Origin of the sequence: Pseudoblastomonas aquimaris (assembly GCF_035481675.1) — a bacterium.
GTDB lineage: Bacteria > Pseudomonadota > Alphaproteobacteria > Sphingomonadales > Sphingomonadaceae > Alteriqipengyuania_B.
On the sequence record NZ_JAYJJW010000001.1, the window covers coordinates 1,080,320 to 1,104,538 of the forward strand.

At 65.6% G+C, this 24,219-nt stretch carries 28 protein-coding genes; 20 read left to right on the forward strand and 8 right to left on the reverse strand.

The genetic code is table 11. The features are described from left to right. Positions 1-51 precede the first annotated feature (51 nt). Positions 52-3,000, reverse strand: coding sequence for a M16 family metallopeptidase (locus tag VCJ71_RS05280; protein ID WP_324639654.1), 2,949 nt, complete (start codon positions 2,998-3,000; stop codon positions 52-54). A 106-nt stretch (positions 3,001-3,106) separates the two neighbouring features. Between VCJ71_RS05280 and VCJ71_RS05285 the strand changes: the two genes are divergently transcribed. The 12 genes from VCJ71_RS05285 to VCJ71_RS05340 all read left to right on the forward strand — a co-directional run bounded on the left by VCJ71_RS05285 (position 3,107) and on the right by VCJ71_RS05340 (position 12,495). Then, positions 3,107-3,685 (forward strand): NifU family protein, encoded by a 579-nt coding sequence (locus tag VCJ71_RS05285; protein WP_324639655.1) that lies wholly within the window; start codon positions 3,107-3,109, stop codon positions 3,683-3,685. Positions 3,686-3,709: 24 nt separating this feature from the next. Then, positions 3,710-4,303, forward strand: coding sequence for a malonic semialdehyde reductase (locus VCJ71_RS05290; RefSeq protein ID WP_290135632.1), 594 nt, complete (start codon positions 3,710-3,712; stop codon positions 4,301-4,303). Positions 4,304-4,611: 308 nt separating this feature from the next. Next, positions 4,612-5,229: a tRNA (adenosine(37)-N6)-threonylcarbamoyltransferase complex dimerization subunit type 1 TsaB gene (gene tsaB, locus VCJ71_RS05295; protein WP_324639658.1), complete on the forward strand. Its 618-nt coding sequence runs from the start codon at positions 4,612-4,614 to the stop codon at positions 5,227-5,229. Continuing rightward, complete coding sequence (locus VCJ71_RS05300; RefSeq protein ID WP_324639659.1) at positions 5,226-5,693, forward strand: GNAT family N-acetyltransferase; 468 nt, start codon at positions 5,226-5,228, stop codon at positions 5,691-5,693. The genes tsaB and VCJ71_RS05300 overlap by 4 nt, the downstream gene beginning before the upstream one ends. 110 nt (positions 5,694-5,803) lie before the next feature. Continuing rightward, a complete protein-coding gene (locus tag VCJ71_RS05305) occupies positions 5,804-6,244 on the forward strand; it encodes a Ros/MucR family transcriptional regulator (RefSeq protein ID WP_324639660.1) in 441 nt (146 codons plus the stop codon). A 90-nt stretch (positions 6,245-6,334) separates the two neighbouring features. After that, complete coding sequence (locus tag VCJ71_RS05310; RefSeq protein WP_290135636.1) at positions 6,335-6,760, forward strand: Fur family transcriptional regulator; 426 nt, start codon at positions 6,335-6,337, stop codon at positions 6,758-6,760. Further along, positions 6,750-7,613 (forward strand): lysophospholipid acyltransferase family protein, encoded by an 864-nt coding sequence (locus VCJ71_RS05315; protein WP_324639661.1) that lies wholly within the window; start codon positions 6,750-6,752, stop codon positions 7,611-7,613. The genes VCJ71_RS05310 and VCJ71_RS05315 overlap by 11 nt, the downstream gene beginning before the upstream one ends. Positions 7,614-7,656: 43 nt before the next feature. Then, on the forward strand, positions 7,657-9,000 hold the full coding sequence (miaB, locus tag VCJ71_RS05320; protein WP_324639662.1) for a tRNA (N6-isopentenyl adenosine(37)-C2)-methylthiotransferase MiaB: 1,344 nt from the start codon (positions 7,657-7,659) through the stop codon (positions 8,998-9,000). An 89-nt stretch (positions 9,001-9,089) separates the two neighbouring features. Beyond that, a complete protein-coding gene (locus VCJ71_RS05325) occupies positions 9,090-10,124 on the forward strand; it encodes a PhoH family protein (RefSeq protein ID WP_324639663.1) in 1,035 nt (344 codons plus the stop codon). Then, on the forward strand, positions 10,125-10,616 hold the full coding sequence (gene ybeY, locus VCJ71_RS05330; protein WP_324639664.1) for an rRNA maturation RNase YbeY: 492 nt from the start codon (positions 10,125-10,127) through the stop codon (positions 10,614-10,616). A gap of 23 nt (positions 10,617-10,639) precedes the next feature. Then, complete coding sequence (locus VCJ71_RS05335) at positions 10,640-11,563, forward strand: hemolysin family protein (protein WP_324639665.1); 924 nt, start codon at positions 10,640-10,642, stop codon at positions 11,561-11,563. Between the two features lie 47 nt (positions 11,564-11,610). Continuing rightward, positions 11,611-12,495 (forward strand): LysR substrate-binding domain-containing protein, encoded by an 885-nt coding sequence (locus VCJ71_RS05340; RefSeq protein ID WP_324639666.1) that lies wholly within the window; start codon positions 11,611-11,613, stop codon positions 12,493-12,495. Positions 12,496-12,505: 10 nt separating this feature from the next. Here VCJ71_RS05340 and VCJ71_RS05345 read toward each other — a convergent pair whose 3' ends face one another. Genes VCJ71_RS05345 through VCJ71_RS05355 form a run of 3 tightly spaced genes read right to left on the reverse strand, consistent with a single transcriptional unit; the run spans position 12,506 to position 15,004 of the window. Next, positions 12,506-12,949, reverse strand: coding sequence for a hypothetical protein (locus tag VCJ71_RS05345; protein WP_324639667.1), 444 nt, complete (start codon positions 12,947-12,949; stop codon positions 12,506-12,508). Positions 12,950-12,986: 37 nt separating this feature from the next. After that, complete coding sequence (locus VCJ71_RS05350) at positions 12,987-13,451, reverse strand: peptidylprolyl isomerase (RefSeq protein ID WP_324639668.1); 465 nt, start codon at positions 13,449-13,451, stop codon at positions 12,987-12,989. A 59-nt stretch (positions 13,452-13,510) separates the two neighbouring features. Further along, on the reverse strand, positions 13,511-15,004 hold the full coding sequence (locus VCJ71_RS05355; protein ID WP_324639669.1) for an amidohydrolase family protein: 1,494 nt from the start codon (positions 15,002-15,004) through the stop codon (positions 13,511-13,513). A 109-nt stretch (positions 15,005-15,113) separates the two neighbouring features. Here VCJ71_RS05355 and mgtE point away from each other — a divergent pair, with 109 nt between their 5' ends. The 4 genes from mgtE to VCJ71_RS05375 all read left to right on the forward strand — a co-directional run bounded on the left by mgtE (position 15,114) and on the right by VCJ71_RS05375 (position 17,753). Then, the gene (gene mgtE, locus VCJ71_RS05360; protein ID WP_324639670.1) at positions 15,114-16,553 is read left to right on the forward strand and encodes a magnesium transporter; all 1,440 of its coding nucleotides are present in this window, start codon (positions 15,114-15,116) and stop codon (positions 16,551-16,553) included. A gap of 34 nt (positions 16,554-16,587) precedes the next feature. Continuing rightward, on the forward strand, positions 16,588-16,977 hold the full coding sequence (locus VCJ71_RS05365) for a DUF1489 family protein (RefSeq protein WP_324639671.1): 390 nt from the start codon (positions 16,588-16,590) through the stop codon (positions 16,975-16,977). 52 nt (positions 16,978-17,029) lie between these two features. Beyond that, positions 17,030-17,299, forward strand: a complete 270-nt coding sequence (locus VCJ71_RS05370) for a hypothetical protein (RefSeq protein ID WP_324639672.1) — start codon at positions 17,030-17,032, stop codon at positions 17,297-17,299. 112 nt (positions 17,300-17,411) lie between these two features. Next, positions 17,412-17,753, forward strand: a complete 342-nt coding sequence (locus tag VCJ71_RS05375) for a DUF4168 domain-containing protein (RefSeq protein WP_324639673.1) — start codon at positions 17,412-17,414, stop codon at positions 17,751-17,753. Positions 17,754-17,774: 21 nt separating this feature from the next. Here the strand turns inward: VCJ71_RS05375 and VCJ71_RS05380 are convergent, their stop codons facing one another. The 3 genes from VCJ71_RS05380 to VCJ71_RS05390 are packed head-to-tail and all read right to left on the reverse strand — an operon-like array spanning position 17,775 to position 20,666. Beyond that, positions 17,775-18,455 (reverse strand): DsbA family oxidoreductase, encoded by a 681-nt coding sequence (locus tag VCJ71_RS05380; RefSeq protein WP_324639674.1) that lies wholly within the window; start codon positions 18,453-18,455, stop codon positions 17,775-17,777. Beyond that, on the reverse strand, positions 18,452-19,327 hold the full coding sequence (gene nudC / locus VCJ71_RS05385) for an NAD(+) diphosphatase (RefSeq protein ID WP_324639675.1): 876 nt from the start codon (positions 19,325-19,327) through the stop codon (positions 18,452-18,454). Before nudC ends, VCJ71_RS05380 begins: the two co-directional genes overlap by 4 nt. A gap of 1 nt (position 19,328) precedes the next feature. After that, positions 19,329-20,666 (reverse strand): serine hydrolase domain-containing protein, encoded by a 1,338-nt coding sequence (locus VCJ71_RS05390; RefSeq protein WP_324639676.1) that lies wholly within the window; start codon positions 20,664-20,666, stop codon positions 19,329-19,331. Positions 20,667-20,765: 99 nt separating this feature from the next. On the opposite strand from VCJ71_RS05390, the gene VCJ71_RS05395 reads away from it, so the two are divergent. Further along, positions 20,766-20,987, forward strand: a complete 222-nt coding sequence (locus VCJ71_RS05395; RefSeq protein ID WP_324639677.1) for a hypothetical protein — start codon at positions 20,766-20,768, stop codon at positions 20,985-20,987. Here the strand turns inward: VCJ71_RS05395 and VCJ71_RS05400 are convergent. Beyond that, positions 20,984-22,012: an A/G-specific adenine glycosylase gene (locus VCJ71_RS05400; RefSeq protein WP_324639678.1), complete on the reverse strand. Its 1,029-nt coding sequence runs from the start codon at positions 22,010-22,012 to the stop codon at positions 20,984-20,986. The two genes, VCJ71_RS05395 and VCJ71_RS05400, sit on opposite strands and share 4 nt — an antisense overlap. 29 nt (positions 22,013-22,041) lie before the next feature. Here VCJ71_RS05400 and VCJ71_RS05405 point away from each other — a divergent pair, with 29 nt between their 5' ends. The 3 genes from VCJ71_RS05405 (at position 22,042) to VCJ71_RS05415 (ending at position 24,194) form a co-directional block, all read left to right on the forward strand. Continuing rightward, on the forward strand, positions 22,042-22,617 hold the full coding sequence (locus tag VCJ71_RS05405; protein ID WP_324640879.1) for a DUF721 domain-containing protein: 576 nt from the start codon (positions 22,042-22,044) through the stop codon (positions 22,615-22,617). Continuing rightward, on the forward strand, positions 22,614-23,297 hold the full coding sequence (locus VCJ71_RS05410) for a DsbA family protein (protein WP_324639679.1): 684 nt from the start codon (positions 22,614-22,616) through the stop codon (positions 23,295-23,297). The genes VCJ71_RS05405 and VCJ71_RS05410 overlap by 4 nt, the downstream gene beginning before the upstream one ends. Positions 23,298-23,447: 150 nt before the next feature. Then, on the forward strand, positions 23,448-24,194 hold the full coding sequence (locus VCJ71_RS05415; protein ID WP_324639680.1) for a thioredoxin domain-containing protein: 747 nt from the start codon (positions 23,448-23,450) through the stop codon (positions 24,192-24,194). Positions 24,195-24,219 lie beyond the last annotated feature (25 nt).

The following is a 24,219-nucleotide window of genomic DNA, read 5'->3' on the forward strand; positions in this document are numbered from 1 at the left end:
CTTCTATTGCTAGGGCGTCACCATGCCTCGCGGGCGGCAATTCTCAAACCCCTAGCGCCCCGATGCAGCCGATCCCGCGCCCGCACCGCCGCTTTCGGGCAGGACGACGATCTTCACCGCCTCACCCGGCACGAAGTACTTGGCGGCCAGCGCGCGCATTTCTTCGGGCGTCGTTTCGGTGAAGTCCGGCAACAGAGTGGCGAGCTGTGCGACGCGGCTCTCGTCCGTCGTCGCGCCTTCGACCTGGCCCAGCCAGAAGGCGTGGCCCGTCTGCACTCGCAGCAGCAGCTGCTTGAGCGGTTCGGTCACGCGGGCAAGTTCGTCCGCATCGGGGCCATTGGCGGCAAGGTCTGCCGCAATCGCCTCCGCTTCGGTGAAGAAGGCATCGGCCGTTTCCGGCGGCAATTGGGCCAGCGCCAGCATGTTGCCGCCGCTGTCGATATCGACCGGCCACTGCGAGACGACCTGCGGCGAATAGCTCGCCCCGGCCTTTTCGCGCAGCGCATCCATCAACCGGTTGTTGAAAAGCTGGGACAGGATTTCGAGCTTGCGGGCCTCGGCCAGGTTGGCGGAGCCGCCCCCCGTCTCCCAAGCAACGGCGGCCGCCGCCTGGTCCGCCGCGCCGCGATGGGTCAGGCGGATCGGTTCGGGCGTGCCGTCGAGGAAGGGGACCGCGCGCGCGGCGACGCCGGCGGGCAAGGGTTCGCGCACCGGGATCGCGCCGAAGGTTTCGGCAAGCGCGGCAACCGTCTCTTCCGCCTCGATATCGCCGAAGACGAGGACTTCGACCGGGCCCTGCTTCAGGATCGGCTCCCACACGGCGCGGTATTCGGCGCTGGTGACATCGGCGATTTCGGCCGGCGTGGGCGTCTGGTAGCGCCCGTCCTTGCCGGCGAGCAGCCATGACAGGTCGCGATTGATCACGCCCACGGGGCTGGCGCCATAGCTCTCGTAACCAGTCTGCAGCGCCGATTTCGCGCGGCGCAACGGCGCCTCGTCCCAGCGCGGATCGGCGAGCTTGCCGGCAAACAGGTACAGCTGGTCGCGCACATCGGCACGGCGCGTTTCCGCATTCATCGAGAACACGCCTTCGCCGATCTCGAAATCGAAGCCGAACTTGCGACCCGTGGCGATGCGGTCGAGGTCCTCGAGGTCGAGCTCGCCCAGCCCTTGCGGGACGAGGGCATATTGGCCGAGCGCGATTTCCGGTGCCTGGTCGGGCGTGAAGGCACGGAAGCCTGCGCCCCAGCGCACTTTCACCGTCGCACGGCCGGGCTCGTTGGTCGTCGGCCAGATCAGCGCCGTCACGCCGTTGTCGAATTCGATACGCTGGAAACCCAGCCGCGAAATCGAGCGGCGATCCGTGACCGTTCCCGGCGTGCCAAGGGCGGGAAGATCGGCGAAGCTGCGCAGGTTCGCATCGCCCCGGATGTTTTCGGGCAGTTCGAGCGGACGCGTCAGCGCGAGGCGCAGCGCGCTATCGCCGCCATCCGGTGCCTCGGGCGTGACCAGCACGGCGCGGACCGCGGTCGCTTCGAACAGACGCTTGGTGCGGCGGAAGATCTCTTCGGGATTGTAGCGGTCGGTCAGGCCGGTGACGAGCTCAAGCCGGGTCTGCGGTGTAGCGATCATCTCGCGGATATCGACGGCGGTCACGATCTCGTCGGCAAGCCCTGCGCCCGCTGCGACCGATTCCTGCTCAAGGCCGGTCTCGAAGGCGAGGATGAATTCGGCCGCCTCGCGGTCGATTTCCTGCTGGCTCGGCGGGTTGGCGAGCGCATCCTCGATCACCAGCCGGACATCTTCCAGCGCACCTTCCCAATCGCCGTCGATGGGCGTCAGCGAAACGAAGGTACCGTTGGCCGAGCGGGCGACGTCGTTGGTGCCGACCTGCGCGGCAAGGAAACGCGCATCGCCGCGCGCGCGGCTTTCCAGCCGGCGGTTGATGATCGACATGGCCAGCTGGTCTAGCATGAGCCCGCGATTGTATTCGAGGTTGTCGGTCACCTGCTCCCACGGGCGCATGTAGGCGAGGCTCACCGAATGCGGCAGGTCCGGCTCAACCACCACCTCGATCGCGTCGAGCGGGAATGCGGGATCGGCATCGGCGGGCGGCTGCGGCGCGCCGAAATCGGGTTGCGCCGGGACCGGGCCGGGGACCGACCAGTCGCCGAAATATTTCTCGATCAGGCCGGCCATCACCCGCGCATCGATATCGCCGACCGCGCTGATAACGGTCAGTTCGGGCCGGTACCATCGGTCGTGGAAGGCCTGCACGCTGTCCGGGGTCGCCGCCTGCAGCGTCGCGACCGTGCCGATGGGCGACCGTTCGGCGAGCAGTTGGCCGCGGTAGAACGTCTCGCGCGAGGCATCGAAGGCGCGCTGGCCGGGTCCTGCCCGCTCGCGCAGTTCGGCGAGCACGATCGGCACTTCGGCGGCGAGGTTGGCTTGCGAGAACACCGGATCGCGCATCATGCCCGAGAGCAGCCGGAAGGATTCGTCCAGCTTGGCCGGCGTCGCGTTGGGCAGGTCGAGCTGGTAGACCGTGTGCGTCGGGCTCGTCTCGGCATTGGTGTCGCTGCCGAAGGACGCGCCGAGGCGCTGCCACGTCGGGATAGCCTCGCCCGCCGCGAGATACTTGGATTCGCGGAAGGACAGGTGCTCGATCAGGTGGGCAAAGCCGCGCTCCGCCTCACGCTCGTACATGGACCCGGCGTCGATGCGAATACGGATGGAAACCTGCCCCGGCGGCACGCCGTTGCGGCGCGTGGCGTAGCGGACGCCGTTCTCCATTTCGCCGAAATACCACGCCGGATCGACCGGGATGTCGCCGCCGCGGAACAGCCACGGATCCTCGCGATCGATCGCCTGCGGTTCGGGAACGGATACGGCGGCGCGGACCGGCGTGTTCGAATCCTGCGCCAGCAACGGCAGTGGTAGCAGGGCAAATCCGGCGAGCAGGAAAGCGAAAGCCCTGGCGGGGCGCAATTTCGATGTCATGGGGCACCCAAGCACGAAAGCCCCTGAAGGTTTGGTGAATGCGGACGTTTTTGCCGGATGTCTGCCCATTGCAGGCGCAACGCCGCACTCCTAGATGCACTGCATCATGTATATCGAAACCGAACCGACCCCGAACCCGTCCACCGTCAAGTTCCTGCCGCATCGCACGGTCATGGAAAGCGGGACCCGCGACTTCGCCTCGCCGGAGGATGCCGAGGCCAGTCCGCTCGCCCAGGCCCTGTTCGACACGGGCATGGTCACCGGCGTGTTCTTCGGGGCCGACTTCGTATCCGTATCCGCCCCTCCCGGTACCGACTGGTCGGCCCTGAAGCCGCAGATCACCGGCGTGCTGCTCGACCATTTCGTGTCCGGCGCCCCGCTGTTCGCACCCGGCACCGCCGCCGGCATCAGCGTCCCGGCAGAAGACGACGAAATGATCGAGGACGATCCCGCCGACGCGGAAATCGTCGCGCAAATCCACGAATTGCTGGAAACGCGCATTCGCCCGGCGGTGGCCGGTGACGGCGGCGACATCCAGTACCGCGGCTTTCGCGAAGGCGTGGTCTACCTCACCATGCAGGGTGCCTGCGCCGGTTGCCCTTCGTCCGAAGCGACGCTGAAGCATGGCATCGAAGGCCTTTTGAAACATTATGTGCCGGAAGTGGTTGAAGTTCGCGCAGCCTGAATTTCATTTCTTCCGGAGCATCACTTGACCGACACTCTTTCCGATTCCGCCCTCGACCTCATCTTCCGCGAAGCGCGCAGCTACAACGGCTGGCACGACAAGGAAGTGTCGGACGAGGAAATCCGGCAGATCTACGAACTGCTGAAAATGGGGCCGACCTCTGCCAATTCGCAGCCCGGTCGCTTCGTGTGGTGCAAGTCGAAGGAAGCGAAGGAACGGCTCGCCAAGCATGCGAGCGAGGGCAATCAGGAGAAGATCCTGACCGCGCCCGTCTGCGTCATCGTGGGTTATGACATCGATTTCCACGAGCAGCTGCCCTGGCTGTTCCCCCACACCGACGCCAAGAGCTGGTTCGAAGGCGACGAGGAAGGCCGCAAGGAAGGCGCGTTCCGCAACTCGGCGCTCCAGGGCGCATACCTGATGCTCGCGGCGCGCGCGATCGGCCTCGATTGCGGCCCGATGTCGGGGTTCGACCAGGATGCGACGACCAAGGAATTTTTCGCCGACGAGCCGAAGTACCGTGCCGACTGGCTGATCTCTATCGGCCACGGCGACCGGTCGACGATTTTCGACCGCAGCCCGCGTCCGGACTTCGACCGCTTCAATCGGGTCGTCTAGGGTCTGTTCCCATTACTGGCGCGGAGCGTGGTTGGGAGCAATTGGCCCCAGCGAAGCGGTGTGCAAGGAATGGGAGCGCGGGAAATGCCGTGGCATTTCCAAGCTTCCGTGACGCGGCAAAGGGGCCAATTGACCCAATCCGAAGGACGGCAAGATGACTTCGATCTCGAACAAAACCGCGTTTGCTAAGGCATCCAGCCTTCGCTGCACGCAGTTTCGTCCGATATCTTCGTCATCTTGCCGCCACGCCCGTGCCAGTATTGGGTCCTGACCCTCGCACTTCGCCAGCGCGGGTGTATGGGGGGCAGGTGAGAACGCTCGCGATAGATTGCGCGACAGCCGCCTGCTCCGTCGCCCTGTTCGAAGGCGACCGCCTGCTTGCGGGCGACTGGCGCGAACTGGGCCGCGGGCACGCGGAACAGCTGGTGCCCATGGTCTCCGCCCTGCCCGATCGCGGGAAAGCGGAGCGGATATTGGTCGCACGCGGCCCCGGCAGTTTCACCGGCGTGCGCATCGGGATTGCCGCAGCGCGCGGATTCGGTCTCGCCTGGCAGGCAGAGGTGCTCGCCTACCCGACGCTCGCGCTGGTCGCCGCCATGGCCCGCAAGCGCGAGGGCGCGCAGAATATCGCCGTCGCGATGACCGGCGGGCACGGCGAATGGTTCGTGCAATCGTTCGGGAGCAATGGCGAGGCGCTGGGAGAGCTTGCTTCCCTCATCCCGGCACAAGCTGCCGAAGCGCTCAGCCAAGAGCTGGTTGCAGGCACGCAGGCGCAGGCCCTGGTGCAGCAGCGCGGGCACGGTACGGCGCTCGACATCCTCCCCGATGCGCGGGAGGCGCTGCTGCTTGCAGAAGAGCGCTTCACCGCCGACCTCTCCCCCCTCTACGGCCGCGCGCCCGACGCGAAGCTCCCGCAGGCGCGATGAACGACTCCGTCGACAGGATCATGGCGGTGATGGAACGCGGCTTCGATCCCTTCTTCGGTGAAGCGTGGAACCGCAGGCAAGTCGGCGATGCACTCGTCATGCCGAATACTTTCGCAGCAACCATAGATGCGGCCGGAAGCATCGACAGCGAGGGCGATCCGGTCGGCTTTACGCTCAGCCGAATGGCCGCAGACGAGGAAGAACTGCTGCTGATCGCAGTATTGCCGAACCTGCGCGGGCGCGGGTTCGGACGCGCCCTCCTGACCAATCTTTTCGAAGCGGCTGCGGAGCGCGGCGTCGCCAAGTTATTCCTTGAAATGCGGGCGGATAATCCAGCGGAAACGCTTTATCGCGACCTTGGATTCTCGCCCATCGGTATTCGCAAGGCTTACTATCGCGCCCTCGATGGATCGAAACGTGATGCCATCACATTCGTAAAACCGCTCGCCAAGATCGACGGATAGGGAAAACTATACTACAATCGGTTGCAAAGCGGGACGCTCAAGGCCATAGATGGCGGATTCCTACAACGGAATACACAAAGGCCCGCAGAAGGCTTGGAGAGAACACACACATGGAAAATTTCGAAACCGATTCCGCAGAAATGCTCATCACACTGACGTCCGAAATCGTCGCCGCGCATGTCGCGAACAATTCGGTCGAGGTGGATAAGCTGCCCGAGCTCATCCAGAACGTGCACGGGGCGCTTGCCGGTCTCGGTTCGCCCGCGCAGGCCGATGAAACCCCGCCGGAGCCGGCCGTTACCGTCCGCGCATCGGTGAAGCCGGATCACATCGTCTGCCTGGAAGACGGCAAGAAAATGAAGATGCTGAAGCGTCACCTGATGACCGACCACGGCATGACGCCCGACGAGTATCGTGCGCGCTGGAACCTGCCGTCCGATTACCCAATGGTCGCGCCGAACTATGCCGAGAAGCGCCGCGAATTGGCCAAGAAGATCGGCCTCGGTCGCAAGCCCGGCCAGAAGCGCGGCCGCAAGAAAAAGACGGACTGAACGCCGTTTTATTCCGGGCCATTGCCCCGAACTTGAGCGCAGCGCCCCGCCCCGCTATCGGTGGCGGGGCGTTTCGTATCCAGGACCAGCATGCCGAACCCGATCGATCTTGAACAATTGTGCGCCGACAAGGGCCTGCGGATCACCGAACAGCGGCGCGTGATCGCCAAGGTGCTGTCCGAGGCGGACGATCATCCCGACGTGGAAATGCTCCACGCCCGCGCCTCGGCAGTCGATCCCAAGATCTCTATCGCCACGGTCTATCGCACAGTGCGCCTGTTCGAAGAGGCCGGCATCCTCGACCGCCACGATTTCGGTGACGGGCGCGCGCGGTACGAACCTGCGCCTGAAGCCCACCACGACCACTTGATCGACATCGAAAGCGGCCAGGTCGTGGAATTCGTCGACCCGGAGATCGAGGCCCTGCAACGCCAGATCGCCGAAAAGCTGGGCTATCGCCTCGTCGACCACCGGATGGAACTCTACGGCGTCAAACTGGGCCGCGATGCCGGATAGGGAAGCGCTGCGCGCCCGCGCGGCCGCCGGCGAGAAGACGCCGCTATCTCCGCTCGGCTGGGCGTTCTTCACCCTCCGCGTAATCCTGCTGCTGCTGGCACTGTTCGTCTTCGTGCCGCTGCATTATCTTTATCGAATCTTCGCCTACGGTTCGCCCTTCCCGAAGTATTTCCTGAAGCTGGCCGCGTGGATTGCCGGCGCGCGAGTGAAGAACCACGGCACCCCGCTCAAGCGCGACGTGTTCTTCGTTGCGAACCATGTGTCGTGGCTGGATATCCTATCGCTTGCGGGGTCGAGCGGGACGGCTTTCGTCGCCAAGGCGGAACTGCGCGATGCACCGGTGGTCGGCTGGCTCGCGGGGCTCAACCGCACCGTCTATGTCGAACGGGAAAACCGCATGGGCGTAGCAGGCCAGATCAACGCCCTGCGGGAGGCGCTGGCCGACAACTGGTCGGTCACCGTTTTTCCCGAGGGCACGACCACCGACAACAAGTCGCTCCTCCCCTTCAAGAGCTCGATGCTCAAAGTGCTGGAGCCGCCTCCTGCCAACGTGCTCGTCCAGCCGGTGGTGCTCGATTACGGCAAGGTCTCCGAATGGATCGGCTGGATCGGCACGGAAAGCGGCGTGAACAACGCGATGCGCGTGCTGGGGCGGCCGAGCACGTTCCGCCTCAACATCCATTATCTCGAACCGTTCAGCCCGGTCGAATATCCGGGGCGCAAGGCCATCGCCCAGAATGCGCGCGAGATGATCGAGGCGAAGCTGACCGATATCCTCGGCCACCCGCCCCGCCCGTTCGATCACGATGTCGGCCCGGTGCGCTATTCGAAGCCGCAAGTGCCGCTGGAATAGTCCCGCCTTTCGCGGTCCGCCATCTGCCGCTATAGGCGCCCGCATGCCAGACAACGCGCCCCCGAAGACCTACCGGGTCAAGAGCTTCGGCTGCCAGATGAACGTCTATGACGGCGAGCGGATGGGCGAGCTGCTTGGCGAGCGCGGCATCGTGCCCGCAGCAGAAGGGGAGGATGCCGATCTCGTCGTCCTCAACACCTGCCACATCCGCGAAAAGGCGGCGGAGAAGGTATATTCCGACATCGGCCGCATTTCCAAGCGCGGGCGGGAAGCGGGCAAGCAGCCGCTGATCGCAGTCGCCGGCTGCGTCGCCCAGGCGGAGGGCGAGGAGATCATGGCGCGTGCCCCCGCGGTGTCGATGGTCGTCGGCCCGCAGGCCTACCACCGCCTGCCGGAAATGCTCGACACGGCGATCGCCGGGGGGCGTGCGACCGACACGGACATGCCCGCCAATGCGAAGTTCGACGCGCTGCCAAGGCGCCGCAAGACCGCGCCGTCGGCCTTCCTCACCATCCAGGAAGGGTGCGACAAGTTCTGCACCTATTGCGTGGTACCCTACACTCGCGGAGCGGAAATATCGCGTCCATACAGCGCCCTGGTCGACGAAGCGAAGAAACTGGTCGATGCCGGCGCGCGCGAGATCACGCTGCTCGGGCAAAATGTATCCGCGTGGAGCGGGGAGGATGAGGCGGGCCGCACCGTCGGCCTCGCCGGCCTCGTCCGCGCGCTTGCAAAGCTGCCCGACCTTGCCCGCATCCGCTACACCACCAGCCACCCGGCCGACATGGACGAAGCGCTGATCGCCGCCCATGGCGAAGTCGACAAGCTGATGCCGTATCTCCACCTGCCGGTGCAAAGCGGCAGCGACCGCGTGCTGAAGGCGATGAACCGCAGCCACACGGCGGAAAGCTACCTCAAGCTGCTCGACCGGTTCCGCGCCGCGCGCCCGGATCTCGCCCTGAGCGGAGACTTCATCGTCGGCTTTCCCGGCGAAACCGAGGCGGAATTTGCGGAAACCCTGCAGCTGGTCGACGCGGTCGGATACGCGCAGGCCTTCAGCTTCAAGTATTCGCCCCGTCCCGGCACGCCGGCCGCGACGATGGACGGGCAAATCGCGCCCGAGGTGATGGACGAGCGCCTGCAACGCCTCCAGGCCGCGCTGCGCCGCGACCAGCTTGCCTTCAACGAGGCGAGCGTCGGCAAGACCTGCCAGGTGCTGGTGGAGCGGCGCGGCAAGCAGGACGGCCAGTGGCTCGGCAAGTCGCCGTGGCTGCAATCGGTCCATTTCACCGGCGACATCGCGATGGGCGATCTCGTCGAAGTGGAACTGACCAGCGCCGGCCCGCAATCGCTCGGCGGACGCTTGCGCCAACGCGCTCTCGCCTAAGCGCTATCCACTGTCACGAAAGCGCCGCCAGCTTGCCTTAATCCTTCGCGTGCCTACATTTCCGACTCGGACACACGCGAAAGGAGCGCATGGCTCGCAAGACAACCCGCATCGCCCCACGGGCGGCTGCAAATATCGACGGGCCGGGGCATATCGGCCCCCGCACCCACGCCGAGGTTACCTTCGACGGTGAAGCCGTCCTCGGCGCGCTGTTCGGCGAATTCGACGCCAATCTCGTCCAGATCGAAAACCGGCTCGGCGTGTTCATTTCCGCGCGCGGCAACAAGGTGCATATCGAAGGCAGCGAGGACGATGTCGCCCGCGCCCGCGACGTGCTGAAGTCCATGCACGAAAAGTTGATGACCGGGCAGGACCTCGACGCCGGTCTCATCGAAAGCATCATCGCCATGTCGAACGAACCCACGCTGGACGGGATCATGGCCGACGCGCCGGATCGCGCGCCGCCGATCATGATCCGCACAAGGCGCAAGACCATCGTGCCGCGCAGCCCCGGACAGGTCCCCTACATGGAAGCGCTGGCGCGCGAGGATATTATCTTCGCCCTCGGCCCGGCGGGCACCGGCAAGACCTATATCGCGGTGGCGCAAGCGGTCAGCCAGTTGATCAGCGGCAGCGTGCAGCGCCTGATCCTGTCGCGTCCAGCAGTCGAGGCGGGCGAGAAGATCGGCTTCCTGCCCGGCGACATGAAGGAGAAGGTCGATCCCTTCCTGCGCCCGCTTTACGATGCGCTGTACGATTGCATGCCGCCCGAACAGGTGGAACGGCACATCGCCAGTGGCGTGATCGAAATCGCGCCGATCGCCTTCATGCGTGGGCGGACGCTGGCCGATGCGTTCGTCATCCTCGACGAGGCGCAGAACACGACGCGCGAGCAGATGAAGATGTTCCTCACGCGCTTCGGGCAGAACAGCCGCATGGTGATCTGCGGCGACCCGCGGCAGGTCGACTTACCGGGCGGCAGCAGCATGAGCGGGCTCGCGGATGCGGTCGAGAAGCTGGAGGGCGTCGAAGGCTTCGGCACCTGCCGTTTCACCGCGTCGGACGTGGTCCGCCACCCGATCGTCGGCCGCATCGTGGAAGCTTACGAAGGCCCCGCCGCCTAGGTGGAACTCGACATCGACATCGAGGAGCCGTGGCCGGCCGGGCCGTGGCAAGAACTGGCGGAGCGGTGCCTTGAGGCCCTCGCCGCATACGAGCATGCGCTGGCCAAACCCCGGCTGACCGCCAGCGTGCTGTTCACGTCCGATGCGGAAGTGCACGCGCTCAACCGCGAATGGCGCCAGCGGGACAAGCCCACCAACGTCCTGTCCTTCCCCATGCTGGCGCGCGAGGACCTCCTCGATCTCGCCGATGAGGGCCCGCCCGAAATGCTTGGCGATATCGCGCTTGCCTATGAAACCTGCGCGCGCGAGGCCGCGGAAAAATCGCTCCCGGTCGAGCACCACGCCGCGCACCTTATCGTCCACGGCTTCCTCCACCTTGCCGGCCACGATCACGAGATTTCCGACGAGGATGCCGACGCGATGGAAACAATCGAGGTGAAGGCCCTTGCGGACATGGGGCTGGCGGACCCATATGGGCGGACCGAACAATGACTTCAGGGAAGACAGACAGGGCCATGCCCGACCCTTCGAGTACCGACACCTCCGCCGAGGCGGAGAGTAGCAGCGGGTTCTGGCCCGCAGTCCGCCGCTTCCTTTCGGGCGAAGAGCCCGGCCAGAGCCTGCGCGAGCAGCTGGAAGAGGCGATCGACGACAAGGAAGCCGAAGAACTGAACGGCGATGCCGGCGGCACCGCCGTCGCCGGCGACCTGTCGCTGGTTGAGCGGCAGATGCTGCGCAACCTGCTCCATTTCAGCGAGCACGATGCCGACGACGTGGCGATCCCGCGCAGCGAAATCATTGCCGTGTCGACCGAGGCATCGTGGGAGGAACTGGTTGGCATGTTCGCCGAGCACGGCCATTCGCGCATGCCGGTCTACCGCGACGGGCTGGACCAGGTGATCGGCATGATGCTGATCAAGGACGTCTTCAACCACCTCGCATCCGGCAAGGAACCGCCGCGCGACTGGACGCGGATGATGCGCCAGCCGCTGTTCGTGCCGCAGGCGCGCGGCGCGCTAGACGTGCTGGCGGACATGCGATCGAGCAAGACGCACCTTGCCATCGTGCTCGACGAATTTTCCGGCACGGACGGCATCATCACGATCGAGGACCTGGTCGAGGAAATCGTCGGCGAGATCGAGGACGAGCATGACGACGATCCGATCGACCAGCTCGTGGATATCGGCGACGGCATGTGGGATGCCCTCGCCCGCGTGGAGCTGGAGGAAGTCGCCGCCCGCGTCGATCCGCGCCTTGCCGAGGTGGAGGAACAGGTCGACACGCTTGGCGGCCTCGCTTTCGTACTGGCGGAGAAAGTCCCCGCCAAGGGCGACATACTCGACCACCCGAGTGGCTGGCGCATCGAAGTGCTGGCGGGCGACGAAACGCACGTAACGCGCCTGCGCCTGCACGAACCGAGAGCGGCCGAAGAGGGATAGGGCGACAAACCGTTCGACATCGCGCTTTGTTGCACTAAACCGAACCCATGGTTGTCCGCCGCCTCCCTCCCCTGCGCGCCCTCGAAGCTTTCATGCGGGTCGTGCGGCTCGGCTCCGCCCGCGCGGCGGCGGACGAGCTGGCGCTCAGCCCCTCGGCCCTGTCGCGGCGGATCACCAATCTGGAAGAATTCGTCGGGAAGAAGCTGTTCACCCGCGCGCACCAGGCGATGAAGCTGACCGACGAAGGGCGCCATTTCTACGACGCCGTGCAACCCAAGCTGGAAGAGCTGGCGCTGGCAATCGAAGGCCAGTCGGAAAACCTCTCCCTCTTGCGCTTGCACCTCGGCGTGCTGCCGTTGTTCGGCAGCCAGCGCCTGTTCCCGCGCCTCGCCGAATTGCGCCGTATGCACCCGCGCCTGCATATCGATATCGATACCGGGGCGCATCTGGAGGACCGGGTCGGCGACACGCTGGATGCCGCGATCATCCTCAGCCGCGGCCCCAAATCGGGCCTTCACGCCGTGCGGTTGGACGAGAACAAGGTCCACGCCATTTCCAATGTCGAAGTCGCCAAGTCGCTCGGCGACACGCCGGATCGCGCGATCCTGGAAAAGCAGACCTTCCTCATCCACAACGAGCTGCCCGAAAGCTTTACCGCGTGGAAGGAAGAGCTCGGCATGCGGGACCTGGAGCCTGCCGCCATCGACCAGTTCGATTCCGGCCAGCTGATGCTGGAGGCTGCCGCACAGGGCCTCGGCATCGCCATCATGCACGACGACCACCGCCGCCGCGCCGCCGATCCCCGGCTGACCGACCTGTTCGATTTCGAAGTCGACAGCCCTTACAGCTACTGGTTCGTCTGCAAGCCCATCGCGCTGGAACAACGCCCCGTGCGCCTGTTCCACGACTGGCTGGTCAAGGCAGGGCTGTGAGCACCCTCGACTAGTGCCCAATTAGCTCTGCCAGCTCGATTTCACCTCTCATCAAGCGCTCGATGTCGCTTCTGAACATTGCCACCGCAGGGTATCCAACCCGGAAGAATGTTCGGAGCTGCTTTCGAGGCTCATCATTTTCCATCAAGCTTACAATCGCTTCCAGCTCATCGAGGGATCCTGTCGAAGCGATCTGCAATCCGATCATCGGTGTTTCGGAATTTTCCTGATGGTGTGCCAATGCCAAGGCGACAGGATCATTCTTCTCGATGGGATGACGCCCCAAGTTTTCGGCAAACTCGAGCACATCCTGCCATTGGACCCAATAGGAGCCGCGCCCACTTAGATCGCTTGTCTCGACAACGATCGAAAGAGAACCGAAGGAATCGGGGGGCAGCGACTTATCAAAATGACTCGGGTCGAATTGATATCCGATAGTAATCCTGTTTCGCATCGCGATCGAAAAGGGGCGCCGTAGCGCCCCTTTCTAATTAGCCCACCGTGGCCTTCACGATCTTGCCCGGGTTCGCGGGCGGTTCGCCCTTCGGCAGGGCGTCGACGTGTTCCATGCCGCTCTCCACCTGGCCCCAGACGGTGTACTGCCCGTCGAGGAAATGCGCGTCCTCGAAGCAGATGAAGAACTGGCTGTTGGCGCTGTCCGGCACTTGGGTGCGGGCCATCGAGCAGGTGCCACGCACGTGCGGCTCGCTGTTGAATTCGGCCTTCAGGTCGGGCTTGTCGCTGCCGCTCATGCCGGTGCCGGTGGGATCGCCGCCCTGCGCCATGAAGCCCGGGATCACGCGGTGGAACACCACGCCGTCGTAGAAGCCTTCCTTGGCAAGATCGGTGATCCGCTCGACATGGCCGGGCGCCAGATCGGGTCGCAGCTTGATGACAACGTCCTTTCCTTCGCCGTCGCCAGTGTCGAGGGTGAGGGTCAGTGTGCTGTCGGCCATGTCTGCGAATCTCCTGTGATTGGTTGCAGCCACGCCATAGGTGGCCATGCCCCCACTGGCTAGTCGCCGGTCATGGCGTTGGCCTGCACCACCCACGCCCGCACGTCCGCCAGCAGGCCGTCGAGTGCGGCGCGATCATAGAGCCGACCGTTCACGAACACCGCCTCGATCTGCGTGGTGTTGCCGATGTCTGCGAGCGGATCGGCACGCAGCAGCACCAGGTCGGCCAGCTTGCCAACCGAGACCCCGCCCAGCTCTGCCGAGCGGCCGAGATATTCCGCCGGCACGGTGCTGGTCGCGCGCAGCACGTCCATTTCCGACAGGCCGGAGCCGACCAGGTGGCGCAGCTCGTCATGCAGGCTGAAGCCGGGGAAAACCATCGTGTCGTTGGCATCGGTGCCGGTCATGATCTTCACGCCCGCCTTGTGCGCCATGCCGGTGGTGCGCTGCGTCAGTTGGAAGAAATCGCCGAGGTCGGCAACCAGCTCTGCGGGCATGGAGGCCGTGCGATCGAGGTCGCCGTTCCAGTGCCCGGCCTGCATCGCGGGGATATAGGCAAGGCGCGGATCGTCGCGATAGGCCGCCTCCCCTGCGCGGTAATCCATTTCGCGCGTCAGCAGCGTCGGCACGTAGTAGGTGCCATTGTCGCGCATGGCAGCGATCTGCGCATCGCAGGTCGCCTGGTCGAACGTATCGCGGGCGTTGCCGGGCATGGCGCGCCGGTCGGGCCAGTTCTCCGCCTCGCCGCGGATCTTGGCGAGGATCGCACCGCGATATTCGGCCCCGAAGGTCGAGCAGTCGAGTGGCAGGTCGCGGGCGTGCTCGATGGAAGTCATGCCCGTCGCTGCAACCTCGGCCACGCTGAGCATCGGCGGGATGTGGCCGCCGAACTTCATGCCGCGCGCCGTCGCTTCCCCGGCCAGCGCGCGGAACGCGTCAGGCTCGAACTGGTCGCCGACCTTGAGGATATCGGGCCCGTCGGCGGCGAAATAGGTAACGGTCGCGCGGGCCTCCGCCGGCGTGGTCGGTCGGTAGGCGGCGACTCGCTCGCTGGCGTCTTCCGGCCGCTGGCTGTCGATCTTGGCCGTCGACAATTCCACGATACGCGGGCCGACCTGCTCGCCTGCGAGAATGTTAGCCTGTGCCTCCCGCATCTCGCCCAGGCACATCGTGATCCCACCGGGCTCGACGCAATCGCTGCCCATTTCGCGGATGCCGGTCACGCCGTTGGCGACCATTAGCTTGAGGCTGGAGATATGCACCGGGCGGAAGCTGGAGTGGGCGTGCATGTCCATCAGACCCGGGATCAGGAAGCGCCCCTCCCCGGCCAGCGAGCGTTCGGCTGTACGGCGCGAAGAGCCTGCGGCGGCAATTTCCACGATACGTCCTTCGTCGATGTAGACGTCGCGTGCTGCAGTGACAGACCGCGTTTCGGGATCGATCACGGTGACGCCGGTGATCTGCACGTCCGCTTCCGGCAACGCGACCTGTTGCGGCATGGTGGAACAGGCCGGCAGTGCCAGAACTGCGGCGGCGGCGAAAAGTCTGTGCATGGAAGCCCCTCTCTTGCTTCGGTCAGTCGAAATAGTGACTCACTGTTATAGTGCAATAATACACTTGGCAAGCGCTTGCGTTTCCATCGCGCGGGCCTAGACGGGGCGCATGGCAGGGGACCCGGACATTCTCGATCGCGAACTCGCCGATCCGCAGGGTTCGGCGGGCGAGGAATCGCGGCTGGACGAGGACGACCGGCTGAAGCCCGGCTTCGTCCGCGAGGTCGAAAACGCGCTCGACGCGGGCGACGAGAGCGCCGCCTACGACCTCGTCGAACCGCTCCACCCGGCCGACATCGCCGACCTGTTCGAGCTGCTGGAGCGCAAGGAACGGCTCGCCCTAGCCAGCGCGATAAGCGACCTGATGACGGCGGACGTCATCGCCGAACTCAACGACTTCGTGCGCGAGGACATGATCGAGGCCCTGCCCGCCGCGGCGGCGGCGGCGATCACGGAACAGCTAGACACCGACGATGCCGTCCAGCTGATCGAGGATCTCGACGCAGAGGATCAGCAGGCCATCCTGGCCGAGCTCGACGCGGAAGACCGGCTCGCGATCGAGACCGCGCTTTCCTATCCCGACGAGTCCGCCGGCCGCCTGATGCAGCGCGAGCTGGTCGCGGTGCCGGAGCATTACACCGTCGGCAACCTGATCGACGACTTGCGAAGCCCCGATCGCAACAGCGACGATTTCCCGACGGATTTCTGGGAAATCTTCGTCGTCGACCACCGCCACCATCCGGTCGGCACCTGCCAGCTGTCGTGGATCCTCACCACGCCACGCGATGTCGCCATCGCCGATGTGATGAAGCGCGAACAGACCTTGATCCCGGTCGAGATGGACCAGGAGGAAGTCGCGCTGCGCTTCCAGAAATACGGCCTTATCAGCGCCGCCGTGGTCAACGACGACGGGCGCCTGGTCGGCCAGCTGACGGTCGACGACATCGTCCACATCATTGCCGAGGAAGCCGGCGAGGACGCCCTGCTGATGAGCGGCGCGGGCGAAGGCGACATCAACGAGCCGCTGCGCGAGGCATTTTCCGCCCGCGTCCGCTGGCTGATCGCCAATCTCGGCACCGCTGTGGTGGCAAGCGCGATCATCGCCTTTTTCGGCGGGGCGATCGAACAGCTCGTTGCCCTCGCCGTGCTCATGCCGATCGTCGCCAGCATCGGCGGCAATGCGGGCACGCAGACGATGGCCGTCACGGTGCGCGCCATCGCCATGAACCAGCTGACCCGGTCGAACACCTGGCGCGTCCTGTGGCGGGAACTGAAGGTGGCGATGATGAACGGCGTGGTCATTGCCGTGCTGATCGGCCTTGCGGTCTCGGTCATCTTCACGCCGCCGCTCGGCGCGGTCATCGCTGCCGCCATGGTGGTCAATATCGTCATATCCGGCATGGCCGGCGTGCTGGTGCCCGTCGCCTTCGACCGCATGGACCAGGACCCGGCGGTGGCGAGCAGCGTGTTCGTGACGATGATCACGGATTCGATGGGATTCTTCGCCTTCCTCGGCCTTGCCGTCGCCAGCGGGCTGGTCTCGCTCTAGTTGCAGCGGGCAGCCCGGCCCCTATGTTGGGGGCATGCCGCTCCATTTGACCAAGATCGCATTCGGCGCGCAGTCCTTCGGCGATATCGAAAGCTGGTACGCGCAGCGGCGCAGCCCCAACCTGACCACGCGCTATCGCCCCACGCGGTGGGAGGAATGCATCGGCGGATCGCTGTACTGGATCCACCAGCACAACATCGTCGCCCGCAGCGAAATACTGGGCTTCTCCGAAACGCAGAGCGGGCGCTGGTCGATCGACCTCGAACCCCGGCTGGTGCCGGTCCTGCCGCGCCCCAAGCGCGCGCACCAGGGCTGGCGCTACCTCAAGGGCGAACCGCCGCGCGACCTGGAGGAAGGCGAGGACATCGGCGATGTCATCCCCGGGAAGCTCGCCGGCAAGTTGCAGAGGCTGGGCCTGATCTGATTTTCGGAACGGGCATGCCCTCCGGCCCGTTGATCGGGAAAGGAGAAACTTCATGCCCGAACGCCAATCTCGCCACCCCGACAACGAACTGATCGATGCCATTACCGAGGACGCGACACCCGGACAGTACGGTCGCGCAGGCGGAGAGCTCGCCCGCGATGTAGGGACACGCGCCGAAAAGCACCACGTGAAGGACGCCGATCCGCGCGTCGAGCGTGTGCGCGGTGCCGACAAGTCCGAAGCGCAGGATGCCGCGATGAGCAACAACACCATGGGCTCCTCGCGCCCCGAAAAGGCCGATCCGCAAGGCCCGCGCGGCTAATTCGCAAATCGGGCTCGGCTCGCCGAACACACGCAACGAGCTGGCTGACTGTCCTTGAACGGGCGCCACGATCCTACGAGGTCGCGCGCCCATTCAACGGACAGGAGACCCGATGACCTATCTCAAGACCACTTTTGCCGCACTCGCCCTCACCACCGTGCCGGCCGCCGCCGCCGCGCAGGATGCGGCGATGGCCCCCGCCGAGGCAGGCGGGCCGGTCACCGAGGCCGAAATGAGCGGCTTCGTCGACGCGGCAATCGTCCTTGCGCGGCTGCGTGACGATGCTGGCAAGACAAATGCGGAAAAACAGCAGCTGATGGCGGCCGTGTTCCAGCAAGGCGGCCTTTCGGTCGCGCGCTTCAACTATATCGGCCAGCGTATCCAGACCGACGAAGCACTGATGGCCCGTTTCAATGCGGAAGTGGCCGAGCGCAGCGCGGCCCAAGCGGGCTAGCTGGCAACCCCCAAGATCACCTTACGAAGCGCGCTTCGCCACCACCCGGCGGAGCGCGTTTTCGTATGTTTCGGCGCCCTGCGCGCCGGGGATCAGGAACTTGCCATCCACGACCATCGCCGGGACGCCGGTGATGTTGAGGTCGAAAGCGTGGCGTTCCTCCATGCGGATCATCTGGCCCAGTTGCTCGTCCGCCAGCGCAGCGGCCGCTTCGGCGCGGTCGAAGCCTTCCTCCGCGGCGATATCGAGCAGGACTTCGGCCTCTCCGATCTTGCGCCGATGGTGGAAATGGGCGGCAAACAACGCGAGCTTCAGCCGCGTCTGCGCCTCGGTCCCTGCCGTTGCCAGCGCCCAGCCGAGCAGCTTGTGCGCCAGGAAGGTGTTCCACATCATCGCCGCCGGTTCGGGCGTTTCGCCGCCCGAATAATCGAGGCTGACGCCGGCTTCTTCCGCCATCGCGCGCATGTGCCCTTGCACGTCGCGCGACTGTTCCAGCGTGCGGCCGTATTTGCGGGCGATATGCGCTGTGCGCTCCTCACCTTCCTCCGGCATGTCGGGGTTCAGCTCGAACGGACGCCAGCGGATCTCGGCGTCGATTTCGCCCTCAAGGGCCTCCAGCGCGCGCGACAGCTGGCCCCAGCCGACAAGGCACCAGGGGCACATGACATCGGACCAGATGTCGATAGTGACCCGCTCGCTCACCGGTCCAGCCACCAGTCGATCAATGTGCGCGCAATGGCGAAGGGGCGCGGGTATATGATCGTGTCGTTCCCTTGCGGCCCGGCCTCGCGCGCCTCCAGCAACTCGCCGCGCGTGAACCAGCGCGCGTCGTCCAGTTCGGTCCGGTCGATGGTCAAGGCATCGTCGCTCGCCTTTGCATGGCAGCCGATCATCAGCTGCGAAGGGAAAGGCCACGGCTGGCTGGCGACGTATTCGACATCGTGAACCGTCACGCCCGCTTCTTCGAGCACCTCACGGGCAACCGCCTCCTCGATCGTCTCACCCGGTTCGACGAAGCCGGCAAGCGCGGAATACATGCGCGGCGGGAAGCGCGGCTGGCGGCCGAGCAGCAGGCGATCTTCGTGCTCGACGAGCATGATGGTAACGGGGTCGGTGCGCGGGAAATGCTCCGCCCCGCACGCCGGGCAATTGCGCTGCCAGCCGCCTTTTGCGGGCTTGGTCGGCGAACCGCAGCGGGCGCAGAAGCTGTGCCGCGCATGCCAGTCCACGAGGCTGCGCGCCCCGCCGTAAAGCGCGAGGTCGGCGGGTTGCAGCAGGCCCAGGACCTGCCAGGCGCGTGGATCAGCGGGGCCGCCGGCGCCCTCTTCCGGCACGGCAGCGAAGCAGGCCTTGCCGTCCAGCAGACCGAGGAAAACGAGCTCCGCATCGTCCGCCGCATCCGCCAGCGTGCCCCATTCCAGCGTGCCATCGTTGGTGATGCCGGGGATCAGCCCGTCGAGCTTCAGCAGCCGCGCGCGCCAGTCCATCAGGCCGCCCAGCGCATCGGGATCGCAGCGGATGTTGTCTGCCCGGTCCAGCGGGCTGCCGGAAAATGCTACGGCAGGTGCCGCCATGTTACATCCCGCGCATGGCCGAAAGGTCGCGCAGGACGATCTCCGGATAGCCGCGTTGGATGGGATAGGCTTCTGCCGGCATGTACTGGGTGTAAAGCCCTGCGCGCAGCCCGCTGGTGTATTCGACGAAGCCCACCGTGCCCGCAGCGCCGCCCCAGCCATAGGCGTGCATGCCGTTGTCGGTCTGCACCCGGCCGCCGGCGCCGAAGCCCTGGCCTTCGATCCACGTGCCCGTGGTCTCCACGCCGCGCGGCAGGAGGTTGCTTGTCCCGAGGCGCACGGCAAGTTCGCCCATCACCCGCTTGCCGTCGAGCATGCCGTTGCCGAGCAGCATTCGCAGGAAACGGTCGTAATCGCGCGGGCTGCTGACGAGGCCCGACCCGCCATAGGGGAACGCCGGTTCGTCGAGGAAGATCGAATCCGCTGCAAGGTCGAGCGGTAACGGGCTTCCGCCATTGATGCCGTAGTTGGTCGTCAGCCGATCCTTCTCGCTGTCCGGGACGCGGAAGAAGGTGCTGTCCATGCCGGCCGGTTCGAACAGGCGGGTGCGCAGGAAACTATCGAAGCTCATGCCGCTCGCCACCTCGATCACGCGGCCAAGCACGTCGAGGCCGACGGAATAGCTCCACTTCGTGCCCGGCTGGTGGACCAGCGGCAGGCTGGCGAGGCGGTTGGCAAAGGTTTCGAGAGTGATCTTTTCCGGAACGCCGCCGATTCCCGGGATGGGCAGCTTCGTTACCTGCCCCGCGCCCAGCCCGCGCGCGGCATAGGCGGCGGCGATCGGGCCCTTCTGGACGATGCCATAACCAAGGCCCGACGTGTGGGTCAGCAGGTGGCGGATGGTGACCGGGCGCGCCTGCGGCTCGAGATTGTCTTCCTCGATGCTGCCGTCGTATTCGATCTGCACCTTGGTGTCGGCGAAGGCGGGAATGATCTCCGCCAGCGGCTGGTCCAGGCCGATCAGCCCGTCGTCGATCAGCATCATCGTGGCCATGCCGGTGATCGGCTTGGTCTGCGAATAGATGCGATAGAGCGTGTCCCCGTCGACCGGGGTCCCGGTGGCAAATTGCGTCAGGCCGTCGGAGATGATTACAGGGTCGGCCTGCCCGAAACCGAGGACCGCCTGCATGTTGGCGACCTTTCCGGTGGAGACATAGTCCGCCACCGTGGCCGCGACGTTGGGCCACATCGCCGCCCCTGCCGCCTTGTGATGGTCTGCCCACGCGACGCCCGCGCCGATCGGCGATGCGGCGACGGCCGCGCCCCCTGCAAACAGCGCGCCGGAGCGAAACAGCGCGCGCCGCGACAGGGTGACATCTTCGAATGAGCGATAGGCCATCGGGAATTCCTCAGTGGGGTTGCAGCAGCGCGTTTTAAGCGACTGGTTAAGCCGGTCAATGTTCTTGCGAAAGTGCACTGCACTACCTATATAACACACATGCTGAATATCCTCTCCTTCCTCCTCGGAATCCTGTCGCTGATCATCGTCATCCCGGCGACGATCCCGCTTCTCGGTTGGGGCAACTGGTTCGCCTTGCCCATCCTCGTGATCGGGGTCGTGCTCGGCCAGATGTCGTCGAGCAATTCGGGGCGCAACTTCTGTCTCGTGATCGGCCTGATCGCCGTGATCCGCCTCTCGCTGGGCGGCGGCTTGATCTAACGCTCGGCGAGCGCTCGCGCGGCCGCTTTCGCGAAGAGAGTCGGCAAGCCTGCATCGTCCAGCCGCTCGATTGGCCACCACTCGCCCTCAAGCGATGCGTCGCTGACGCGGGCACACTGCACCGCCATGTCGAGTGTAAAGTGGGTGAAGCCATGGCTGACGACACCTGCATCGCTCCACCCGGCATCGGTCGGCGGCACACCGTCGCCGTCGCCTCGCGCGCTCCAGCCGTCGTCGGGTAGCGCGCGCATCCCGCCCAGCATTCCCGTGCCCTGCCGCGTGACCAGCAAGACCTTGCCGGTCCGCTCGATAAAATAGGCGGTGCCGGTGCGGTGCGGTTTGGCCTTTTTCGGCGCCTTTACCGGGAAGCGAGCCGGATCACCGGCTCGCCTGCCCTCGCACTGGGCCGACAGGGGGCACAGCAGGCACTTCGGATCGCGCGCCGTGCAGATGCCGGAGCCAAGATCCATCATCGCCTGCGCAAAATCGCCGGAGCGCGTGTCCGGCGTAATCTCGTCCGTGCGCGCCCGGATCGCCTTGCGCGCGCCGGGAAGCGGCTCGGAAATCGCAAACAGGCGCGACACCACGCGCTCCACATTCGCATCCACGACCACCGCCCGCTGGCCGAATGCGATCGCCGCAACCGCCGCTGCTGTATAAGCGCCCAACCCCGGCAGCCGGCGCAGCTCCGCCTCCGTCTCCGGAAAAACCCCACGCTCCGCCACCGCGCGGGAACAGGCGACGAGGTTGCGGGCGCGCGAATAATAGCCGAGCCCCGCCCACGCCGCCATGACGTCCTCCTCGCTAGCCGCCGCCAAGGCCTCCACGGTCGGCCAGCGCGCGGTAAAAGCTTCGAAATAGGGCTTCACCGCCGCCACAGTGGTCTGCTGCAGCATCACTTCGGACAGCCACACGCGGTATGGGTCGGGCGCAGGCGATCCCGGCGGCGCGCGCCAAGGCAGCGCGCGGGCGTGGACATCGTACCATTCCAGCAATGTTCCGGCGATGTCGGCGGTGGCGCTCACGCGGCGCCTATGGCATGGCTTTCCCCGCGATGGAACACGGCGACGGGAAGCCCGGCAAGGGTACTGGAAAAGGCAAGGCTGCGCCCAAGGCGTACGAGCGGCCGCGCGGCCGCGGTGCGCGCCAGATTGCCGACCTGATGCCGCACGTCGGCCGCAGCGCATTCCGCCGCTTCGGTTTCGTCCAGTCCAGCGTCGTCACCCGCTGGCCGGAGATCGTCGGCACTACGCACGCCCGCGTCTGCGCGCCCGAAGCGATCCGCTTCCCGCCCGGCGAAAAGGCCGACGGGATCCTGCAGCTTGTCGTGCTGCCGGCCCACGCGCCGCTCATCCAGCACGTCATCCCCGAAATCATGGAGCGGGTGAACCGCTTCTTCGGCTATCGCGCCGTCGCCAAGGTCAAGATCCGGCAAGGCGAGGTTCAGCCGCCGGCTGCTGAAAAGCCGCGCGCGGCGCCGCCTTCGCTCAAGCCCATCCCGATGGAGCTGGGCGAAAGCCTGCGCGACATCGGCGATCCGGAACTGCGCAGCGTGCTGGAAGGCCTCGCCCGCAGCCTAGGCGACAATGGGGGCGACAACGGCGGCGACAAGGAGGACGGCAAGGCGTGACAGGCAAGTTTTTCATCGGCGCGGCGGCGCTGGCCCTTGGCGCGGCAGTGCCCGGCGCCTCTGTGCAGGGCTGGCTCAATACCGTGGTGGAGACCGACGGCGGGCACCGCATGGGCGATCCCGATGCCGACGTTCAGCTGATCGAATTCGTCAGCTATACCTGCCCTCACTGCGCCTCTTTCGAAAAAGCGAGCGAGGGCATCCTCAAGCTCGGCTATATTCACGAAGGGCGCATCGGGGTGGAGATCAAACACTTGATCCGCGACAAGGCGGACCTCGTCGCCGCGCTCACCACCCGTTGCGGCCCGCCGGAAAAGTTCTTTGGCAACCACACGGCGATGATGATTGCCCAGGACCAGTGGTTCGCGAAAGGGCGCGCCGCCTCCCCCGCGCAGCGTACGCGGTGGGGCAGCGGAACGCGTGCACAGCAGTACCAGGCCATGGCCAGCGACCTCGGCTTCTACGACCTGATGGCGACGCGTGGTTACGATGCCACAGAGCTCGATGCCTGCCTCGCCGACACTGTAGAGGCCGACGCCATCCGCGACCGCTCGACCCGCGACGCGGACGCGTACGGGATCACCGGCACGCCCAGTTTCGTCGTCAACGGCGCCACGCTGGAGGGCGTGCATAGCTGGCCCACCCTCAATGCGCGGCTCTACGAACTGGCGTACGATTGACCCGGAAAGGGACGATGATCGCCTGATCTGCGCCCGAATTGGCCCGAACTGGGGATGGCGCTGTGCAAAACCCGCCGCTCTCGCCCCTTCGCCCTTGTGCGATGCCCCCCTACCGCTACGTTTTTCGCAAACCTTGAGACAGGACTGACCATGACGATCCGCACCGCTTTGAAATCCGCATCCCTCGCCGCGCTGGCGCTGACGCTGGCCGCGTGCAATTCGGACGATACCGGCGAAGGCGCGCCGAGCGGCGATGCCATCGACCCGATCGAGGCCCCCGCAGGGCAGAGCTGGGTCGAAACCGCGAGCGAGACCCCCGAAGGCGGCATCGTGGTGGGCAACCCCGATGCACCGATCAAGCTGGTCGAATACGCCAGCCACACTTGCGGGGCCTGCGCCCAGTTCTCCCAGACCGGTGCCGCGTCCATCGAAAACGATTACGTTGCTTCGGGCCGGGTCAGCTATGAGATCCGCAACCTGATCCGCGACCCGCTCGACCTCACCATCGCACTTGGCGCGCGGTGCGGCGCGGCAGAATCGTTCCACCCTATCGCCAACCAGGCGTGGGGCGACTTCCAGAACATCATGCAGACGGCCTACGCCAATGAAGCCGCCTACAACGCGGCCTTGCAGCAGCCGCCGGAACGCCGCTTCGTGGCGCTGGCGCAGCTCGCCGGCCTGCCCCAATTCTTCGCCCAGCGCGGCATTTCCGCCGACCAGCTCGCCACCTGCCTGGCCGATACGGACAAGGCTGCGGAGATCTACAAGAATTCCAACGACCAGGCGGCAGAGCTCAACATCACCGGCACCCCGACCTTCTTCCTGAATGGTCGCCGCGTCGATGAAAACAGCTGGCCGAAAATCGAGGAGGCCCTCAAGAACGCGGGCGCCCGCTAGGGCGTAGCGCGGGGCAGCGGGCGGC

What these genes read in the sequence shown, in the direction of transcription:
- VCJ71_RS05280 (WP_324639654.1), bottom strand. Translation starts at nt 3,000, where the DNA reads ATGACATCGAAATTGCGCCCCGCCAGGGCTTTCGCTTTCCTGCTCGCC.
- VCJ71_RS05285 (WP_324639655.1), top strand. Translation starts at nt 3,107, where the DNA reads ATGTATATCGAAACCGAACCGACCCCGAACCCGTCCACCGTCAAGTTC.
- VCJ71_RS05300 (WP_324639659.1), top strand. Translation starts at nt 5,226, where the DNA reads ATGAACGACTCCGTCGACAGGATCATGGCGGTGATGGAACGCGGCTTC.
- VCJ71_RS05305 (WP_324639660.1), top strand. Translation starts at nt 5,804, where the DNA reads ATGGAAAATTTCGAAACCGATTCCGCAGAAATGCTCATCACACTGACG.
- VCJ71_RS05310 (WP_290135636.1), top strand. Translation starts at nt 6,335, where the DNA reads ATGCCGAACCCGATCGATCTTGAACAATTGTGCGCCGACAAGGGCCTG.
- VCJ71_RS05315 (WP_324639661.1), top strand. Translation starts at nt 6,750, where the DNA reads ATGCCGGATAGGGAAGCGCTGCGCGCCCGCGCGGCCGCCGGCGAGAAG.
- miaB (WP_324639662.1), top strand. Translation starts at nt 7,657, where the DNA reads ATGCCAGACAACGCGCCCCCGAAGACCTACCGGGTCAAGAGCTTCGGC.
- VCJ71_RS05325 (WP_324639663.1), top strand. Translation starts at nt 9,090, where the DNA reads ATGGCTCGCAAGACAACCCGCATCGCCCCACGGGCGGCTGCAAATATC.
- VCJ71_RS05335 (WP_324639665.1), top strand. Translation starts at nt 10,640, where the DNA reads ATGCCCGACCCTTCGAGTACCGACACCTCCGCCGAGGCGGAGAGTAGC.
- VCJ71_RS05340 (WP_324639666.1), top strand. Translation starts at nt 11,611, where the DNA reads ATGGTTGTCCGCCGCCTCCCTCCCCTGCGCGCCCTCGAAGCTTTCATG.
- VCJ71_RS05345 (WP_324639667.1), bottom strand. Translation starts at nt 12,949, where the DNA reads ATGCGAAACAGGATTACTATCGGATATCAATTCGACCCGAGTCATTTT.
- VCJ71_RS05350 (WP_324639668.1), bottom strand. Translation starts at nt 13,451, where the DNA reads ATGGCCGACAGCACACTGACCCTCACCCTCGACACTGGCGACGGCGAA.
- VCJ71_RS05355 (WP_324639669.1), bottom strand. Translation starts at nt 15,004, where the DNA reads ATGCACAGACTTTTCGCCGCCGCCGCAGTTCTGGCACTGCCGGCCTGT.
- mgtE (WP_324639670.1), top strand. Translation starts at nt 15,114, where the DNA reads ATGGCAGGGGACCCGGACATTCTCGATCGCGAACTCGCCGATCCGCAG.
- VCJ71_RS05365 (WP_324639671.1), top strand. Translation starts at nt 16,588, where the DNA reads ATGCCGCTCCATTTGACCAAGATCGCATTCGGCGCGCAGTCCTTCGGC.
- VCJ71_RS05370 (WP_324639672.1), top strand. Translation starts at nt 17,030, where the DNA reads ATGCCCGAACGCCAATCTCGCCACCCCGACAACGAACTGATCGATGCC.
- VCJ71_RS05375 (WP_324639673.1), top strand. Translation starts at nt 17,412, where the DNA reads ATGACCTATCTCAAGACCACTTTTGCCGCACTCGCCCTCACCACCGTG.
- nudC (WP_324639675.1), bottom strand. Translation starts at nt 19,327, where the DNA reads ATGGCGGCACCTGCCGTAGCATTTTCCGGCAGCCCGCTGGACCGGGCA.
- VCJ71_RS05390 (WP_324639676.1), bottom strand. Translation starts at nt 20,666, where the DNA reads ATGGCCTATCGCTCATTCGAAGATGTCACCCTGTCGCGGCGCGCGCTG.
- VCJ71_RS05395 (WP_324639677.1), top strand. Translation starts at nt 20,766, where the DNA reads ATGCTGAATATCCTCTCCTTCCTCCTCGGAATCCTGTCGCTGATCATC.
- VCJ71_RS05405 (WP_324640879.1), top strand. Translation starts at nt 22,042, where the DNA reads ATGGAACACGGCGACGGGAAGCCCGGCAAGGGTACTGGAAAAGGCAAG.
- VCJ71_RS05415 (WP_324639680.1), top strand. Translation starts at nt 23,448, where the DNA reads ATGACGATCCGCACCGCTTTGAAATCCGCATCCCTCGCCGCGCTGGCG.